The sequence below is a fragment of the Candidatus Magnetominusculus xianensis genome, from assembly GCA_001541255.1.
Lineage (GTDB): Bacteria > Nitrospirota > Thermodesulfovibrionia > Thermodesulfovibrionales > Magnetobacteriaceae > Magnetominusculus > Magnetominusculus xianensis.
Genome location: LNQR01000006.1, coordinates 19517 through 37648 on the forward strand (window position 1 = coordinate 19517; position 18132 = coordinate 37648).

The following is an 18132-nucleotide window of genomic DNA, read 5'->3' on the forward strand; positions in this document are numbered from 1 at the left end:
GAGATATATAGTATGTCAGAGATTAAATTCAGCATTCTTATAGTTGACGACGAGGCAGGCAACAGACAAATGCTGAGGCAGATATTGAAAGGAAAATACAGGCTATTCTTTGCCGCAGACGGTATGGCCGCTTTAGAAATAGCGGTGCAGAATAAACCCGACCTGATTTTGCTTGATATTATGATGCCGGGGATTGATGGATATGAGACGTGCAGGCGCTTGAAGGCCAACTCTGAGACAGCCACTAATCCTGTCATCTTTATCACCGCTTTGGCAGATGTGGGGGACGAGGCACAGGGGTTTGAAGCCGGGGGCGTCGATTACATTACAAAGCCCGTGTCTGCGCCTGTTGTACTGCACAGGGTTGCAGCCCATTTAGAGATATACCACAGCAGGCTGCTTGCGGAGGAGACCATTAAAAAACGCACCAGGCAGTTGAGTGACAGCCAGAAATCAGCGGTGATTATGCTTGGTGAGGCAGGTCATTATAATGACACAGATACGGGAAGCCATGTATGGAGAATGGCGGCCTACTGCGGGGAAATAGCACGGGCCTGCGGGTGGTCTGCCAAGAAGCTTGAGTGCATGGAGCTGGCCTCAGTTATGCACGACGTGGGAAAGCTGGGAATCCCCGGAACCATATTGAGAAAACCCGGCAAACTTGACCCCGAGGAGTGGAAGATAATGGAGACACATACAACAATCGGCTGCAATATTTTATCTAAGAGCAATACGCCTCTATTTGAGATGGCGGCCACAGTAGCGCACTATCACCATGAGAAGTGGAACGGCGGCGGTTACCCAAAAGGTTTAAAAGGGGATGAGATACCAGAGTGCGCCGCAATAGTTGCCGTTGCCGATGTGTTTGACGCCCTGACGATGACACGTCCATATAAGGCCCCCTGGCCTGTTGAAAAGGCCATCGAGGAGATAAAAAAGGGTTCAGGAACCCATTTTAACCCACATATAGTTGAGTGTTTTTTTAAATCCCTGGACATGATCATGATAATTAAGACATCATGGGACGAGAAAGAACAAGGCGGCGCTTCCTGAAAACGGCAGCGGCACTTCTGATTGCGGTGTTAATAGCCGCTTTATCTTTCTCATGTAAGGGCAGGCCGCAGGAGGCCACCGGCGAGAAAAAGGTCTATAAGCTGACCTTTGGGCACAATATGCCAGAGGGCAGCTCCATGGACACTGCGGCCAGGAAGTTTGCTGAGACAGTCTCGCAAAAGACGGGCGGCAGCGTGGCGGTAACAGTTTATCCCAATCAATCACTTGCCAATGACTATAAAATGATAGAAATGGCTATCGAAGGGGACTTAGACATACTCCTTTCGCCAACTGCAAAGATGAGCGCAGTAGTGCCTGCAATGCAGTATTCAGATATCCCGTTTTTATTTCCTCATAAAGAAGACGCCTATGAGATGTTAGACGGAGTTCCGGGAAAACTGCTTCTTGGACAACTCGACCAGTACGGGCTTGTGGGGGCGGCGTTCTGGGGCAACGGCTTTAAGCAATTTACCGCGAACAAGGAGATTCACTCTCCGAAGGATTTTAAAGGCATGAATGTCAGGGTCATGAAGAGCCAACTGCTGATGGACCAGTTCAGGGAATTAGCGGCTAATCCCATTACCATAGATTTCCACGAAACCTATAAGGCCCTTAAGGACGGGGTTGTCAAGGGCCATGAAAACCCCATAGCGGCCATATATGGTATGAAATTTTACGAGGTTCAATCACATATTACAGTAAGCAACCACGCCTACCTTGCGTATGTGTTTTGTTTCAGCAAGAAAACTATGGAGAAGCTGCCGCCAGAGGTTCAACAAACGCTGCTAACGGCAGCAAAAGAACTGACACGATTTGAACGGGAACTGATTGACGGACAGGAGTCAGGTATTCTGAAAAAAATTGATGCAGCCGGTGTGAAAATAACACATCTTACAGACGATGAGATACAACAGTTTCAACTTGCTGTAAAGGGTATCCTCTATAAATATGCCCCTGTCATCGGGACTGAAGTAATCGGTGTTACTATGGAACACCTCAAAAAGAAATATAACTACGAGACGGGAGACGAAATCATAATTGGCCTGAACGCAGATATGTCGCTTGGGAAGTCGCAGGCAGGGGTTGCAATAGAACGGGGGATGAGGATTGCTGTAAAGGAGATAAATGAAAAGGGCGGCCTGCTTGGGAAGAAACTCATTGTTGTCACAATGGACCATGCGGGAAACACGGCGCGGAGCAATGAGAATATTAATTTATTTGCTAAAATGAAAAACCTCGTCGCCGTTATGGGCGGTCTCCAGAGCCATATTGCATTGGCTGGTCTGGAAATAATCCATACCAATAAACTTCTATATCTGGTTCCATGGGCTGCTCTTCCTGAAATAGTTCAAAATAATTACTCGCCCAATTATGTCTTCAGGGTGTCTGCTAATGACACATATGTTGGGCCATTTCTGGTCAATCAGGCATTAAAGAAAACCAAAAAAATAGCCCTTCTGCGGGTGAACTCGATTTTTGGCGCTAAGAATGAAGAGATAATGGTAAACTTCGCAAAGGAACGCGGGTTACAATTCACCGCAATAGAGTCTTTTAACACAAATGAGGCAGATTATCACGACCAAATCGAGAGAATTTCCCGTTCCGGGGCTGAAGTAATTATAATGACAGCAAATGTCGAAGAGGCTGCAAAGATAATAAAGTCATTATTTTATGCTGATAAGAAAATCCCTGTTATATCGCACAGAAGTATAACGGGAGGAAATTTCTATAACGAAACAAAAAAGGAGCTTAAGGCAATTGATTTATCGTTTGTGCAGACGTATTCATTTATAACTGCAAATAATGCAAGGAGTAAGGAATTCGTAAAAAAATATATGGCAGAATATGGCATAAAGTCGCCGCAGGAGATATTTTCCCCTGAGGGCACAGCACACGCATATGATCTGGTAATGTTACTGGCAGAGGCAATCCACCAGGCAGGCACACTTGACAGGGCAAAGATAAGAGATGCAATGGAAGAGATTCAGCACTATAAAGGTTTGACAAAGACATTTTCTCCACCGTTTACAGAGCAAAGGCATGATGCGCTTGATGAAAAGGGATATTTTATGGCCGTATTTGACAACAACGGTGCAATAATCCCAATAGATGGGGGAAAAAATGATTAACCCCGAAGGAAGTATCAGGTCCAGGCTGCTCATTAAATATTTATCGTTTGTAGTGCTGCTGATGGCCGCAACAATAACTACTGTTGCCTTGCTGTTGTCAGAGATATTATATGAAGAAACAAACAAAAAGATTATAGCATATAACGAACAATGTCTGAATAGTCTTGAACAGGAAATAAATCAGATATTCAGTGCGGCAAAAGATTTCAGTAAAAACACTATCATAATAAACGCCCTGATAAATCCAGACACTCGCACAGAGCTGTTTCCCAAAATAGTGGATACATTTCAAATGATCAGAGGTACAGTCAGTGAAATAGATTATGCGGGATATACGATTTATTCAACTGCGGAGGATACCCCTGATTACTCGAAATTGCCCCAGACAAGGATTGCCCTTGCCAGCGGGAGCGCAGCCATATTTCTAACTGGATATGGAACGATAATTTTTATTGTGCCTATAGACTATTACAAATCACCGCAGGGGGCGATCGTTATAGAGTCTGGTGTGATGAAAAATATATTTTCTCATTCAATTCAAAAAGAGACAATTTATTACTACAGGTTGTATGCCGGGGATAAACTGATAGGAGAGGAAAACTATATAAAAGACAATTCATACATAACGTCAAAGGGGAGGGCAGGTAAGGAAAATAATATTCTTAATAAATTAAAAATCACATTGGAAGTAGGTGTGCATAAGTCAGTGTATCTGAAGATTGTCTATAGCGCAATTGTAAAACTGGGGCTAATCGGGTTTATATTTGTTATAGCGGCTGCCTACATTACAAGAAGAATCGGTAACAATATAGCCAATCCGATTCTGGTGTTATGCGAGAAAATTGTCAAATCCACTGAAGACGAGACTATCAAATGCAGCCCAACCGGAACTGGCGATGAGCTTGAGACCCTTGCAAAGGAGTTCGACAACAGAAATGAAAAATTAAGGGTAAAAAACATACAACTGTCTGCCGAAGCTGAGATGCTTCAGTCAACGCTGACAGAACTCCATGCCGCTCATCATACGCTTGAAGCACGGGTTCAGGAGCGAACAGAGGAGCTCTCCACAGCAAAAGAGGCAGCCGAGGCAGCATCTGTAGCAAAATCTGCCTTTGTAGCAAACATGAGCCATGAAATCAGAACCCCGATGAACTCGATTGTCGGCTTCCTTGAGCTGGTTGCCGAGGATGATTCTATAAAAGACAAAAACCGTGAATATATCGGCATTGCCATTAACTCAGCAAAATCCCTGCTGCGATTAATAAACGATATCTTGGACGTCAGCAAACTGGAAAGCGGCAAGGTAGAGATAGAAAGCCAGGCGTTCAGCCTTTATGAATTAGTTGAAGGCATAAGGGGTTCTTTTGAGCATCAGGTTCGCCAAAAAAACCTTTATTTTAATGTAATATTTGACCCAGAAATTTCCTCTGAATATTATCTTGGTGACCCGATGCGGCTGACACAGATAATCATAAACATTGCAGGCAATGCCATTAAATTCACAGACCATGGCGGGATTACTTTATCAATAAGCCAGCCCGAGACAGACGACACACTGCTGTTTTCGATGGCCGACACGGGCATAGGCATACCTGCCGACAGAAAGGACAAGATATTTGAGGCATTTACACAGGCTGACAGCTCAACAACGCGCCGCTTTGGGGGAACAGGACTGGGCACAACGATATCCAGACAGTTGGTTGAGCTGATGGGCGGGCGCATATGGTTAGAGTCGGAGCTGGGTAAGGGGAGCGTTTTTTATTTTACTGTAAAATTGACGCCCACGCAATACGTACCGGGTGAAGCGCCTGGTGTTGCTGAGAGTAAACTTCAAAAAACACTCAGTGTATTGATTGCAGAGGACATAGAGGAAAACATATTGCTGCTGAAAACCCGCCTTACACAGCGCGGCCACAGGGCTGAAACAGCACGAAACGGCCTGGAAGCCGTGGAGCGCTACAAAAGCGGCGGTTTTGATATAATCCTTATGGACATGCAAATGCCCGTGATGGACGGCCTTGAGGCTACACAAAAGATTCGTGAAATAGAATCGGAAACCGGCACACATATCCCAATAATAGCCCTCACGGCAAGTGTTACTTCAGATGAGCACAAACAATATATCAGTAAAAAAGTTGATGAGGTTGCCGCAAAGCCAATCGATTTTAAAGAGCTGTTTAAGCTGATGGAACGATTAACACCTGACCAAACTGCTCAGACAACCAGCACAATAGCCGGTACAATAGCCGACACAGCAGAAACTTCCATGCCGGAGATACCAGCGCGTCAATCTCATGTCATAGACTCACAGAAGGCACTGGATATGTGGGGAGACTGGGCGGTATATGTCAATGCACTGGCTGGTTTTATGGAGAGATACAGGGATGCGGCGGGAAGTATATCTTCCGCACTGGACAATGACGACATTGGCGCGGCAAAGGGCTTGTCACATTCGATTAAAGGTCTGTCAGGGAATCTCTCAATGGTGGAGGTGTATGATATTTCCTCAAAAATTGACGCCATTCTTAAAGGTGTAGATACAGGCAGTGCCAGAGTATTGCCCAGAGTGTTACTAAAAGACCTTGAACGGGCGATAAGTGATGCGGCAGATTTTATCAGTGGCCTTGAAGTACAAAAGAATGACACAGTGCAGCAGACCCGCCAATTCAGTAAAGATGAGTTAACGGCAATTTTTACAAAGTTCATGGCAGCTTACAACCACTACAGCCCTGACGACATAGAGCCCCTGCTTATGGAGTTAAAAGAGGGCTTGAGCTGGGAGCAGTTATCTGCGATTGAAAAAGGCATTGAGGAGCTTGATTTTAATAAAGCAAGGGCAGAGACATTAAAACTGATGAGGTCCCTCGATATAAACCTGATATAAACACTGGTGAAACTCATCTAATATCAGTTCACCTCATATCAGACAACTGAGTTAGGGTGAGTCTTTGGGGGATACCGTGCTGCTTGAAATCTTCGGTCATGCGGGGGAGGATTTCAACCCAGACTGAGGGATGAGTGTTTAGCCGCAGCAGTATTGCTGCAAGGCGCGCAAGCGCACCGATTCGTTTTTCAAATGTGTCATAGAAACTCCCCGTGTTGTCAAGAAAGCCGAGGTCTATAGTAGAGTCCACCCTGTCTACACCTGATCCCGCTATCCTGCCACGCATGTACTTGGCCTTGTCCTTGTGTGGGATAAGGCTGCCAAGCTGGTCGTGAAATATTATATCCTGCGCCCCTGCATAGAAATTAAATTCCCACGGATTAAACCCCTCAGCCCCTGGGTCATGGCGGGGGTCGGGGCTGTCTGCCTTTGGGTCAACTATAAAGACAGGGCTGTTTAACTGAAACAGCAGCTCCCGTGGATGCCACAGGTTCTCAACCCTAATTCTATGAAAATTATCGTCAAGCAGCTTAATAAGTGAAGTGTTCTTTTCGATTTTCTCCTCAATCGATGTAAGCGTGTCCTTGCTGATAAAAGGGGCAATCCTTGTTGACCTAAAAATATCGTACTGTGAGAACCTCCGCCCATAAAACTGCTGAAGTATATAGGTGTACCATTCATAGACATCCTCATCGCCAATGGTTTGCAACCCCTCTATCAGGTTCTCTATTTCAACCCGCCTGTAGAGTGACAGCGTGTAGAGCTGCTTAAATACCTCAAGTTCACCCGTTTCCCTGACAAGCGCATCAAGGCCAACTGCCTCAACCTGCTGCTCCATCTGTTGATATGAGATGATAGGGCTGCCATGCTGCTGCGAATCGGAAGCCTTTTCTGATTTCTTTTTATAAACTGTCGGGCTTGCAAGATTTGATATGAACTTAAGCAGTGCTGTGTCGTTTGAATAAACAGATACGAGGTTTTCTCTTAGTACGCTTATGCCTGTGTCCATACCATTTTTAAATACCTCAAGTGCCCCGGGTATCTGCACAATCGGTATGTGTTTGCCCATTTTCTCCATCTCAGACACTACCAGTACCGGATGGGCAAATGGCGTACAGGTCTCAAGGATTATAGCCCCCGGGGGGCGGCGCTTAAGATAAACCTCAAGGTTTGGCAAGTCCAGATGTCTTGCAACGAGTATCTCACCAGGGACTATTTTCTCAAGCGATGCGTCTGCTGCTATGTCAAGCACTGCTGTTTTTGCCCTGGCAGAGCCGAATGTGTAGGTTTGCAGGTGTATCTCAGCAGCACAGCCAAGCCCGGTAAAGTCGCAGCTTCGGGCCTCTGCCCCGGGGTCTTTAAACACTGCCGTTTTTGGCCTTATCTGTGTGATGAATATCTTTTCGTCAAACGTAATGGCATACTCGATATCCAGCGGGCAGCCTATGAACAGCGGCAGACGCTTAAGTTTATCTACTATCTCAAAGAGTATCCTCAACTGATTGGCCGGGACTTTCTGCGACTGCCGTTTTGCCTTGTCATCAATTGCACTAAGCAGGAACTTTTGCCGTGTTTTGTCCCAGTACACGGCCTTTTCCTGAGAGGCAATTATCGAGTCGGTTATCACGGCATGTAGGTCAATACTGTATTTGTCTGCCGCTATTTCAGAGCGCGTCCCGCCTTCTATCCCATATGAACCTGATACTACGATGCCGCCGTTTTCAGAGGTCATTATGACACCTGAGACCGCCGCGTTCACAACGCCCTGAATCAACACGCCCATGCCAAGATTCTCATACCTGAAGCGCTCCTTCGCCTGCGCGTCAAACTCCATGATGTCATGCCTGTAGGACAGCGCCTTTGGAGACCAGAGAGACGCCCATATGAGCTTTATAGCACTGAGGAACTCCTCCGGTGTCTTTATATCCAGTATGGTCAGAAACTGCCCGGCAAAGGAGTACAGCCTGCCGTCTTCACCCTTGGCGGTTGACCTTGCCCCGATAGTGGCAAAATGCTCGTATGTGCTTATGTGGTCTTTGAACTTTATAAATTTATCAATAAGCTCAAGCTGCATATGCTCTGGAAATTGACCGTTTATTATGAGTTCCTCAATGCGCGCACCCGCGTCAATTATGCGTTTCTCCAGAGCCTCTTTTCTGTCAAAATCAATTGCATCAATGGTTGAGAGTATTTGTTTTTTCAGCTCATTGTGATTAATGAAATCGTCGTAGGCAACGGTTTTTAATAACAGGAAGACCGGTATTGAACACTGTCCTATTACCTCAAGGAGGTGGCAGCCCTTGTCTCCGACATCGAATGGATTAAAACCCAGGGTGGAGGATACAGCCGCTACGTAGGAATCGTGGGGGCTGGCCGGGTGTGCCCCGTCTTTATGATGAATTGACTGATGCTCGATTCGTCCGGTCTTAAGTGTGTAGAGGATGTCATGCAGGGTGAGTTTATAGTTGATGTCTGAGAGTGCCTCTGTGTTTGACAACTCATTAATCAGTATGTTGATAAAATTGCCGCTCCTGGCAGGACTTCGGTATTTGATTATATGGCCTCCCAGGGACATGAGTATCTCTTTTGCCAGACTAATTATTTCTGAGTCGCCCTGCTGTAACATCGGAAGAAGCAGCCGCACTGAGGCGTCAAGCTCTGCTAATTCAATAGTGTCGTTGTGTGACTGCAGGAAATCACACACTGCCGAGAGTACGGCAGCCTTATTGCAGGGCATTTCCCTGACGAGAAATTCCTTGAATTCCATGAGGTTTATCGAATTCTGATTATTGTGTCGGCCAATTGTCATCAGCAACAGGGCAGCGGTGTAGCCGACAAGCCAGTTGTCAGTTCCGCCTAAGACCTGACGGCATAGTTCAACGAATTTATCCTTAAACTCAACATGCCCGCCAAGGTCTTGTCCTCCCATATCCTTATTAAAGGCTATTATGGCCGTTGAGAGTATTTGGCCCAACAGATGGTAGTCATCAGGGAAAGACCCGGCCGTTGACAGGGCAAGTCTAAGGCAATCGGCAGTTTTCTCGGCGCTTAAGAGACTGCTGCCAATAAGATAGTGAAAACTCTTAAATATCTCTTTTTTATATGTACCGGGCATCGCCGGGTTCAGCGTAAACAGGTAGAACAGGAATTCTGTGTTGTCAAAGTCATTAATGTTCATGGCCTCAAGGAATTCGTTGCACTTTGCGTTGTTGTCGCTGCGATACTTGGCAATGAAGATACAGTTGAGCTGAAGGAGCTGCTCCAGTATGTCTGTGGAATGGGTTAAATTGTGCTTGTTGCTGATTATTGACTTTATCTCAGCCTTCATCCACTCAGCAAGTGTGTCGTAGCAGGCGCCTTTAAACACTGTGAGCTCTTTTCCTTGTTCAATAGTAAAGTGTTCAAACATGATTGTAACAGCAGAGACTACAAGCGGCCTGAAACGCTCTTCAACCATGCCGTAGAGACCTCTGAAGAAGTTTATTACATCTCTTTTATCTCTGACGAAGTAGGAGAACTTTTTTAGATTATCTATAAGCTCCGGCAGGGTTTCAGTGTCAAGGTTTTCAGGTGAGGCAGAGATAGTGTCCGAGATATAGCTGAAAATCTGATTATTGTCAGGTGCCCCCCCATTGTGGAAAGTGAAGTCAGGGAAATCAATAAATTTCCTCAGCCCGGCAAGCACCGGTGCAGGATTATGTGTAAACTCCTCACTCTCTGGGATTGCCGTCAAATACAGGGCGATGCTTTGCAGTATTGCGAGGTCTTTTTTCAGCTTCCGGTGAAACTTAAAGCGCCCCATGTCGCCTTTAAATATGTAATTTACCTGCATAAAACCAATGGTCTTTTTCATTGTATCGTAGAGCGCCACAACTATGTACGATGTAAGGTTTGACAGTTCCTTCATCCCTGCACATTTTGGGTTGCTTGCAATATCAAGCACAACGTCATAGCCCTTGAGGTCTGCCTGATAGATAGAATCCCCGCTGGTTATAATCTTCCTGCCCTCCAGAAACGAGGACTTATACACAGGGGCAACAATAGTGGATTCCTTGCTCCACACACCAACAGTCTTCACTATCTCACTTGAGCTTTTTGAGTACAACCTGATGGATTCGGCCTCCAGAAGCCTGATAAGTTCAGGGATGAGGTTAAAGCGCCCGGTAAGACTGCCGGACTTAAACTCCTTGACAAGCAGCTCGAAAGAGCGTAGTTTCCCGGCATCAAAAATGTCCCTGTTGAGTTCACAATACGGGTCTTTTACCGCACTGAGTGTGATAAAATTCGACAGTTCTACAATTGCCCCGATTATCTCGCGCAGCTCAGAGAGCAGTTCCCGCTGCCAGATTACGAAGAGTTCGTTTCTCTTCATAATGACGTTTTCAATTTCAGCGGTTTGTGGCTGAACCATCAGGCACTCCTGCGTAAAGCGGTCATTGTCTGTGTCTATTTCAACTTTCAGATAACCTGCTGGAGTACCTTCGTTGTCTTTAATGCAGACGAGGACAAAGATGTTTTCCTGGTCAGATATTTTGTCCTTAAGCTTGATGTAGTAACCGTTTTGGCTTGCCACATACATACGCTCGCTCTCGGTTATGGCCCTGGGTGGATTAAATGACGAACGGACTGCCTTGCCCTCGACAAATTTTATTGTTTTACCTTGCCGTATGAACTCATAAGCGGCGTGGAGGCGGTTGCCCCCGAGGGGAAAATAGTACAATACCCTGTCCAGACCAAGTGTGTCGAGAATGCCGGTACAGAGGATTTTTACCTGTTCGTTGCAATCTTTTTCTGCAATTATGGCGTTTTTCAGAGTGTTTAACTCAACCAGAAATGCAATACGCCCGGTAAGTGTATGCCTCATCGCACCATTTACTTATGCAGCGTGGACATTGGATTTTGGTATGGTTATTTCAAATATGACGCCATTTTCAACATTGCGGGCGGTCACAGTGCCTCCGAGTTTGATGACATGTGCCCTGATCTGAAAAAGTCCTATGCCGCTGCCCCCGTTTTTTGTAGAATAAAACGGCTCGAATATCTTATCGACATCCTTGATATGACTTCCCGAGTCAAAGGCGCAGACCCTTATCATGCCGTCACCGTCAATTATTTCTATTGATAATTCCAACTCCTCTTCAAGGTATTTATCGTACAGGTTCTTTACTAAATTGTCGAAGATCAAAAAAATCGTCCCCTCGTTTGCATAAACCGACCCCGTCCCCTTGACGTCACATTTTAAATGATAGAGGCTGATTAGTTGTTCAAGCACTGCTTCTATTTTTATATTCATCATTGCGGGTGGTTTATCTGAAGGTTTCAGATTCAGCGTGTTTATTATCTTATTCGCCTTTAACATCAGTGGTGAGTAGGACTCCTTTAAATATCTCACATAGCGCAGCTCATCGGCTTCGTCCTTCAGGTTTTGAAGATTGTAATAAGATGTCTGGATAAACTGGGCGATATTCTTTATGTCATGCTGGACAAATACCTGAACCTTTAGTACATTCGTTAAGGTATCATTGACCGTTCTGATTTTCATTAACACATCTTGTCTGATAATTAAGAATATATGCTCAAGCATTAACTCATAGAATGCCTTTAATCCGCCGCTGCGAAAAGACGGCACCATCGAAAAGGATACCATTAAGTCCCCATCATCACAGGACTTAGTGATAAAGGGATTTGCACATGACAGCTCTTTCTTAATATTTGTACCCCCGTGAGATATGGTGTAGGCAAAGTCCACCACCCTTATTTTTTTTAGATAGACGGGGATTCCTGACAGAAACGCAGCCGTATCGTAATGCACCTGTTCGTTAAACACAGACAGCTCACGCATTACGCTTGCAAACCTGTTAGCTGTCAGCGCCTTGATATAACATATAGAAACTGCAGCGACTGCACCCACAACAAGCGTTGCAGAGGCCATGAATGCAGCCGGGTTTTCTTTAAACGACATTCCTCATTATTTTCCAGCCGAATTTTTTAATGAAATAGTAGAGATTCTCGCGTCTTATGCCAATTATCTTGGCAGACTTGTATATATTGTAATTGTTCTCAAGGAGTACCTTGCGGATTAACTTCCTCTCTGCCTCCTCTCTGATTGACTGCAAGCCGTCGCCAAGTTTTGCGCTGACATGTATTTGTTTTACGCCGTCTTCGCTGATTTTCTGTTCAGAGTTCCTGAAAAGGATTGCCCTTTCAATGGCATAAATAACCTTTTCCATGTTGACTGGCTTGGCTATATAGTCAAAGACGCCGCGCCTAATCGTAGCTGCCGTAACATCCTCGCTGTCTTGCCCGGTGAGTACAAGTATCTTGGTTTCTGTATTCTCCATGATATAGTCGATAATTTTTAGACCCTCATCGGGTGTGTTTGACGCCGGTGGCAGTCCCAGATCAAGTATTGCCACAGATATGTCCGTATTTTTGAGTACACGAACTGCCTCTCTGCGATTCTGCGCCTCAAAGACGGTATAATACCTTTCGACAGCAAAGCATACCTGCTTGCGCAGTGTGGTATCGTCTTCCACTATGAGTACATTGTGTGTTGCCTTGTCTGGCATTTCATTTGGCATTTCATTATTTTCAATCATATTTTTTCACCATCCTTTAAAAATACTGCCCCCGTTAGTAAACTATAATACCCCAATCTATGCTTATTATACAACATTGTGAAAAAAATTGTACATGTTTTTTTTAAGCCGTAACATGATATGCTTGTCTTTTATGCTCGAACAATAAAATACCGGCGGCAACAGAGACATTTAATGATTTTATCTTCCCATATAGCGGGATTTTGACAGCAGTATCGCAAAGCTCCCTGACTGTCCTTCTCAGCCCCCGCCCCTCTGACCCAAGCACAAATGCCGCAGAGCCGGTAATACCGGCCTCCCAAAGTGGCACGCCCGTATCTGAGTCCGCACCGCAAATCAGGATGCCCTGTTCTTTTAGAGACCTGATTGCATTTTTAATGTTTGACACAACACACAGCGGCACATACCCCGCGGCCCCACACGAGGTCTTCTCAACTACGCCGGTTATCCCGGCGTTACGCCGTGACTGAAATATTACGCCATTCACACCGGCACACTCTGCTGTCCTTAGTATGGCGCCAAAATTCCCGGGGTCCTCTATCTCATCCAGTATTACAAACACCGGCTTGGAAGGGGCACTGTCTATCAGCTCGCCGAATGTCAGAAGATTTCTCCTCTCTATTAACGCACATACACCTTGATGTGTAACATTTCCGAACCTGCCAAAATAGTTTTTATCTACAATCTTTACTGGTACAGATTTTAAAGCTGCTTCGGCGGTGAGTTTCTCCATGATTTTACAAGTCTTCCCAATGCACACCAGACTGACGCAGGTTTTCTCTGAGAGCAATGCCTCCATAACCGGATTAATGCCATATATCCAGTTGCCGTCATCCCCGTGTTTTTTAGAATCAGGCAAGCTTAGAACTCTGGAAATACCTTCAGCTCTAAAGACTTCTTGTCCTGAAGCTCACAAGAGGCCGACAGTATCCCCCCATCGACATAGTTCAACTTAAACTTACCGTATCCATGATATACAAGGCTCTTGGCATCAGCCGGACAGCCGTGTTCACAGCCTGAAACGCCCTTTATCATCCTGCCAAGCAGACCTTTGATGTCAAGATTTGATAGTTCTATGCCCATGTTAGTACCGAAATCGGTAATTTCCTTCGTCATCTGGGGCAAATCTGCCTTAAATGGATTCTCTACATCAATAGAGAGGGACTTGCCGTCAATGCTAATATCTATTTCCATATGATTTACCTCCTGTTCAATTGCACAAGCATATTGAATAATAATTAATTCACCGCAGGCTGGTCAAGTTAATAATAAAGGGTTCAGGCAATCGCAGAGCCAGTTATGAAAATCGTTGGAATAATGTTATTATATAAGCAACTTATTAGGACTTAAGGGAGGACGGATGAGTACAGTTGCAGTGACGTGGACTTATGAAAAGTACCTCACCCTTGGGGATGAGACCCGAAGTGAGATAATCGAAGGAGACCTGTCTATGACACCGACACCTGGCTTCAGCCACCAGCATGTAACGGCAGGACTTCTTCTTATCTTAGGTCATTACATAGAAAAAACAGGGGTGGGCTTCATTGTCACAGCCCCAACGGACGTTATACTGAGCGATTACAATGTCGTACAGCCGGATTTACTCTTCGTTGCAAAGAATAGGAGGGGCATAATAAAAGAACGTGGTGTATTCGGCCCGCCCGATCTTGTTGTCGAGATAATATCACCTTCGTCTCACTACAGGGATGTTCATGTGAAAACGTCATTGTATGAGCGGTTCGGTGTGGCAGAGTTCTGGATTGTCAATCCATTCATGAAGTCAATTGAAGTGTTGCTGCTCAGTGCAGAGAGGTGCTATGCTCTTTTCTCTGACGGCTGTCTGATGGCTGATGGTAAGGAAAAAGTGGTATCAAGTGTATTGGCTGGTCTTACAGTGGATTTAACAGAGGTATTTACTGAGAGCTTTATAGCGGAGGGATAGATGAGATATCAAACAGCAAGTGTGGGAAGGGTATTTGTTTGTAGGCTTAATGACGGGGATGACCTGTTGAAGTGCCTGTCTGACCTTGTAAGACAGGAAGGTGTGAAGGCCGCGGTGTTTCATGTTGTTGGAGGCATAAAGGGCGGGAAAATTGTAGTAGGTCCTGAGACAGAGGCGATGCCGCCTAACCCTGTATACAGGGAAATAAGCGAGAGCCACGAAGTCACCGGCATGGGCACGATATTTTATAAGGACGGGCAGCCGTCGGTACACTTTCACGGTGCGTTTGGAAAGCGTGATACGGTGAAGGTAGGCTGTCTGAGGGAGCTTTCAGAAACTTTCATCGTTCTTGAGGCAATAGTTACCGAACTTAACGGTATTGATGCCACACGCTGCCTTGACCCTGTTACAGGGATATACCTTCTGAACATATAGGCGCTGCACCCTTCAGTCTGTAAGTCAATTCTTAAGGCATTATCTGACATGTTTGATTACTGTTTTAGCAGGAATAGAAAATATAAGTTAAACTCAACTGTTTTTCATGTCAAATATCCTATCATACATATGCCTATTACTGAGAATTTGTTGTTTTACCAGTTCATTTTTTGATTTTATTTGTTGAATTGTGCTAATTTACTGGTGAGGCCATTACTGCCTCATTAGTAATGTTACATGATTGATTATTGCTGTTTAGATATATGGGCTTAAGTCATAAGTGGTGAGAGGCAGGTTGTGGAAACTATAACAAAGGCAAAATTTGAGCGTCAGGCGGCAGTCCTTGCAAAGTTAGGCGAGGCGCTGGTGAAATCAGGCTCTATTACTGAGGCTGAACTGGATGCAGCCCTGGCAGAACAAAAGAAAACAGGGCATAAGCTTGGCAAAATACTCATGGACAATGGGTATGCCTCGGAAATGGAGATTGTAAATGCCCTTGCTGACAATATGGGGCTTGAGTATACAGATATTCAAAGTCTGACCATCCCTGAGGATGTTGTTAAATCAGTACCCCTAAAGCTAGTGGAAAAACACCTTGTGATGCCAATTAAGTTTGCGGGGACACAAATCGTAATAGCTATGTCTGACCCGCTTGACCTTGGGGCAATCAGCGACCTTGAGTTTGTTACGGGAAAAAAGGTACGTCCTGTAGTTTCAACATTAGCTGAAATCCGGAGGGCCACGCAGAATTATTATTACAAGAAAAAACCTAAAAGGCTGGGAGAGATATTAATTGACGCAAAAACACTTACAAAAGAGCAGCTTGACGTCTGCCTTCAAAATCAAAAGACAAGCAAGAAAAAGTTAGGTGACGTAATAGTGCATATGGGATTTTCAACAGAGACTGAGATTGCGCGCGCGTTGTCATCACAGCTTAATCTGCCATACATTGATCTTAACACTGCAGCTATAAAACCTATTGCTATTAGTTTATTAAACAAGGAATTTACATTAAAGCATACGCTCATGCCGGTAAGCGCTACAAACCGGTTGATGCAAATTGCAATGGCCAACCCTATGGATATTGATTCCATAAGAGAAGTTAAGTACATGGTTAACAGGGATATAGACATTGTAATATCCACTCCAACCGACGTAGAAAAAGCCATCAATAAATATTACGCTGCTGAAGATAGTAACAAATCAGCAGCGGTTGACTTTAGCGATATGAAGGATATCCTGCTGGAAGATGTCAGCGATATTGAGGGCAGCGTTGAGGTCAGCACCGAACGTATTGATGTTTCTAGTCCGGAGGCAAACAAACTAATAAAAGATAGTGAGTCCACTCCGGTTGTTTCATTTGTAAATAAAATGATTTTCGGTGCTATTAAAAGCAAGGCAAGCGACATCCACATGGAGCCCAGTGAAACAGGGTTTCGCGTAAGATTACGCGTAGACGGAATAATGGCAGGTTTTACACAGATTGCAAAGTCACTTGCGCCCTCAGTAACTTCAAGGATAAAGGTTATGGCCAAGATGGACATATCTGAAAGGCGCATTCCGCAAGACGGCGGCATAAAGATAAAGGTAGATGGTAAGGGGGTAGACCTCAGAGTCTCTACACTGCCTACGCAGTTTGGCGAAAAGATAGTTATCAGGGTACTTGATCAATCGGCGGCAAATTTATCATTAATGGACATAGGATTGAGCGATAAAGATTACCAGATGCTGCTGGAAATGATAGAAAAACCGCAGGGGCTTGTGGTTGTTACAGGGCCGACCGGAAGTGGAAAGAGCACGACGCTCTATTCATCATTGTATCACCTGATGACAGACAAAAATAACATAATCACGCTTGAGAATCCGGTAGAGTATAATATGAAGGGCGCTAATCAGGTGAATATAAATGAGAAGGCCGGTCTGACATTTGCGGCTGCACTGCGTTCGGTACTAAGGCAGGACCCTGACATAATAATGTTAGGAGAGATGCGCGACCCGGAGACCGCTGAAATAGCTATACAGGCGTCCATAACAGGCCATCTTGTAATAAGCACACTGCACACGACCACGGCAGTTTCGGCAGTAACGAGGCTCAGGGGTATGGGAATTAAAACCCACTTCATAGCATCATCACTGAATGGGGTAGTTGCTCAGCGCCTTGTCAGAAAACTCTGTTCAAGATGTAAACAGGCATATAAGCCGACAATGGAAGAGCTGATTGTGCTGGGGCTGACAGGGGAGTTTATAAGCAGCGATGTCAAGTTCTATCAGCCGAAAGGGTGTGATGAGTGTGGAGGGCGAGGGTACAGGGGCCGCGTGGGGATTTATGAAATCCTGCCTGCCTCAGCCAAAGTACGAAAGCTGATATATGAGGATGCAGGTGAAACAGATATATACCGTGCTGCGACAGAGGCAGGGATGACATCAATTATAGAGGATGGAATTAAGAAGGTGATGATGGGGACGACATCGCTGGATGAGGTTCTGAGGGTAACGTCTAACATAGCAAATACGGAGACAATATTGTGTCATAGCTGTATGGCGCCGTTGAATGCCGAATATACCTTTTGCCCGTTTTGCACCATACCATTGAAACACAAGTGTCCTAAATGCTTCAAGCAAAGAAACAGCACATGGAGGTCTTGTCCGTACTGTAATGAGGTGTTTGACACGTAGGGACAGTTAGCTCACAGAGTGATATAAGCTGAAAAAAGCTACCGTATTGGTGTTAGCGTTGGCATTGAAGTATAACCATTAACTGATCAATGAAAACTCATGAAAAGGTGTTAAGGTCAGGATATTGGTTAGCTATTGTAAAATATCAACAGTATCAGGGAAACTAATTGAAAATTAACGGTATTAGAACTTATATAACATGGTTGATAACAGCATTAGGAGTAATATATATATTATCTCTCAAGTCATCTGCCATTGACTCTATCATTTATACCAGAACTATAGTCTGTATTTGTATTGGCTATATATCGTTATTCGCAGCGCTTTACTTAGGCGGCAAGAAAATAAGAGAGAGTGAATCATTGAGTGTTTATTGTAGAAAATCAGCCGCTGCAGTTGAAAAATATGCTGTTG

General features: G+C 44.9%; 12 protein-coding genes. 7 read left to right on the forward strand and 5 right to left on the reverse strand.

What is annotated here, in order from left to right; all coding sequences use genetic code 11:
• Positions 1-12: 12 nt before the first annotated feature.
• Genes ASN18_RS01230 through ASN18_RS01240 form a run of 3 tightly spaced genes read left to right on the forward strand, consistent with a single transcriptional unit; the run spans position 13 to position 6066 of the window.
• Positions 13-1053, forward strand: coding sequence for an HD domain-containing phosphohydrolase (locus ASN18_RS01230; protein WP_085050783.1), 1041 nt, complete (start codon positions 13-15; stop codon positions 1051-1053).
• Complete coding sequence (locus ASN18_RS01235) at positions 1020-3182, forward strand: DctP family TRAP transporter solute-binding subunit (RefSeq protein WP_085050784.1); 2163 nt, start codon at positions 1020-1022, stop codon at positions 3180-3182. The genes ASN18_RS01230 and ASN18_RS01235 overlap by 34 nt, the downstream gene beginning before the upstream one ends.
• Positions 3175-6066, forward strand: a complete 2892-nt coding sequence (locus ASN18_RS01240; RefSeq protein ID WP_236861417.1) for an ATP-binding protein — start codon at positions 3175-3177, stop codon at positions 6064-6066. The genes ASN18_RS01235 and ASN18_RS01240 overlap by 8 nt, the downstream gene beginning before the upstream one ends.
• 28 nt (positions 6067-6094) lie before the next feature.
• On the opposite strand, the gene ASN18_RS01245 is transcribed toward ASN18_RS01240, so the two are convergent.
• From ASN18_RS01245 to ASN18_RS01265, 5 genes are all read right to left on the reverse strand, one after another.
• Positions 6095-10930: a PEP/pyruvate-binding domain-containing protein gene (locus ASN18_RS01245; protein ID WP_085050786.1), complete on the reverse strand. Its 4836-nt coding sequence runs from the start codon at positions 10928-10930 to the stop codon at positions 6095-6097.
• A gap of 12 nt (positions 10931-10942) precedes the next feature.
• Positions 10943-12028 (reverse strand): sensor histidine kinase, encoded by a 1086-nt coding sequence (locus tag ASN18_RS01250; RefSeq protein ID WP_085050787.1) that lies wholly within the window; start codon positions 12026-12028, stop codon positions 10943-10945.
• Positions 12018-12665, reverse strand: coding sequence for a response regulator (locus ASN18_RS01255; protein WP_085050788.1), 648 nt, complete (start codon positions 12663-12665; stop codon positions 12018-12020). The genes ASN18_RS01250 and ASN18_RS01255 overlap by 11 nt, the downstream gene beginning before the upstream one ends.
• 103 nt (positions 12666-12768) lie before the next feature.
• On the reverse strand, positions 12769-13524 hold the full coding sequence (gene rlmB / locus ASN18_RS01260; RefSeq protein WP_085050789.1) for a 23S rRNA (guanosine(2251)-2'-O)-methyltransferase RlmB: 756 nt from the start codon (positions 13522-13524) through the stop codon (positions 12769-12771).
• A gap of 2 nt (positions 13525-13526) precedes the next feature.
• Complete coding sequence (locus tag ASN18_RS01265; protein ID WP_085050790.1) at positions 13527-13859, reverse strand: hypothetical protein; 333 nt, start codon at positions 13857-13859, stop codon at positions 13527-13529.
• Positions 13860-14025: 166 nt separating this feature from the next.
• On the opposite strand from ASN18_RS01265, the gene ASN18_RS01270 reads away from it, so the two are divergent.
• The 4 genes from ASN18_RS01270 to ASN18_RS17400 form a co-directional block, all read left to right on the forward strand.
• Positions 14026-14607 (forward strand): Uma2 family endonuclease, encoded by a 582-nt coding sequence (locus ASN18_RS01270; RefSeq protein ID WP_085050791.1) that lies wholly within the window; start codon positions 14026-14028, stop codon positions 14605-14607.
• Positions 14608-15042 carry a PPC domain-containing DNA-binding protein gene (locus ASN18_RS01275; RefSeq protein ID WP_085050792.1) on the forward strand — a complete coding sequence of 145 codons (435 nt, stop codon included), beginning with the start codon at positions 14608-14610 and terminating at the stop codon, positions 15040-15042.
• A gap of 297 nt (positions 15043-15339) precedes the next feature.
• Positions 15340-17718, forward strand: coding sequence for an ATPase, T2SS/T4P/T4SS family (locus tag ASN18_RS01280; RefSeq protein ID WP_085050793.1), 2379 nt, complete (start codon positions 15340-15342; stop codon positions 17716-17718).
• 167 nt (positions 17719-17885) lie between these two features.
• Positions 17886-18132 (forward strand): hypothetical protein (locus ASN18_RS17400; protein WP_236861418.1); only part of this gene is annotated, 247 nt, incomplete at its 3' end.

Excerpts from the sequence above, each read along its gene's own strand:
- ASN18_RS01230 (WP_085050783.1), top strand. The coding sequence starts at position 13 with ATGTCAGAGATTAAATTCAGCATTCTTATAGTTGACGACGAGGCAGGC.
- ASN18_RS01235 (WP_085050784.1), top strand. The coding sequence starts at position 1,020 with ATGGGACGAGAAAGAACAAGGCGGCGCTTCCTGAAAACGGCAGCGGCA.
- ASN18_RS01240 (WP_236861417.1), top strand. The coding sequence starts at position 3,175 with ATGATTAACCCCGAAGGAAGTATCAGGTCCAGGCTGCTCATTAAATAT.
- ASN18_RS01245 (WP_085050786.1), bottom strand. The coding sequence starts at position 10,930 with ATGAGGCATACACTTACCGGGCGTATTGCATTTCTGGTTGAGTTAAAC.
- ASN18_RS01250 (WP_085050787.1), bottom strand. The coding sequence starts at position 12,028 with ATGTCGTTTAAAGAAAACCCGGCTGCATTCATGGCCTCTGCAACGCTT.
- ASN18_RS01255 (WP_085050788.1), bottom strand. The coding sequence starts at position 12,665 with ATGATTGAAAATAATGAAATGCCAAATGAAATGCCAGACAAGGCAACA.
- ASN18_RS01265 (WP_085050790.1), bottom strand. The coding sequence starts at position 13,859 with ATGGAAATAGATATTAGCATTGACGGCAAGTCCCTCTCTATTGATGTA.
- ASN18_RS01270 (WP_085050791.1), top strand. The coding sequence starts at position 14,026 with ATGAGTACAGTTGCAGTGACGTGGACTTATGAAAAGTACCTCACCCTT.
- ASN18_RS01275 (WP_085050792.1), top strand. The coding sequence starts at position 14,608 with ATGAGATATCAAACAGCAAGTGTGGGAAGGGTATTTGTTTGTAGGCTT.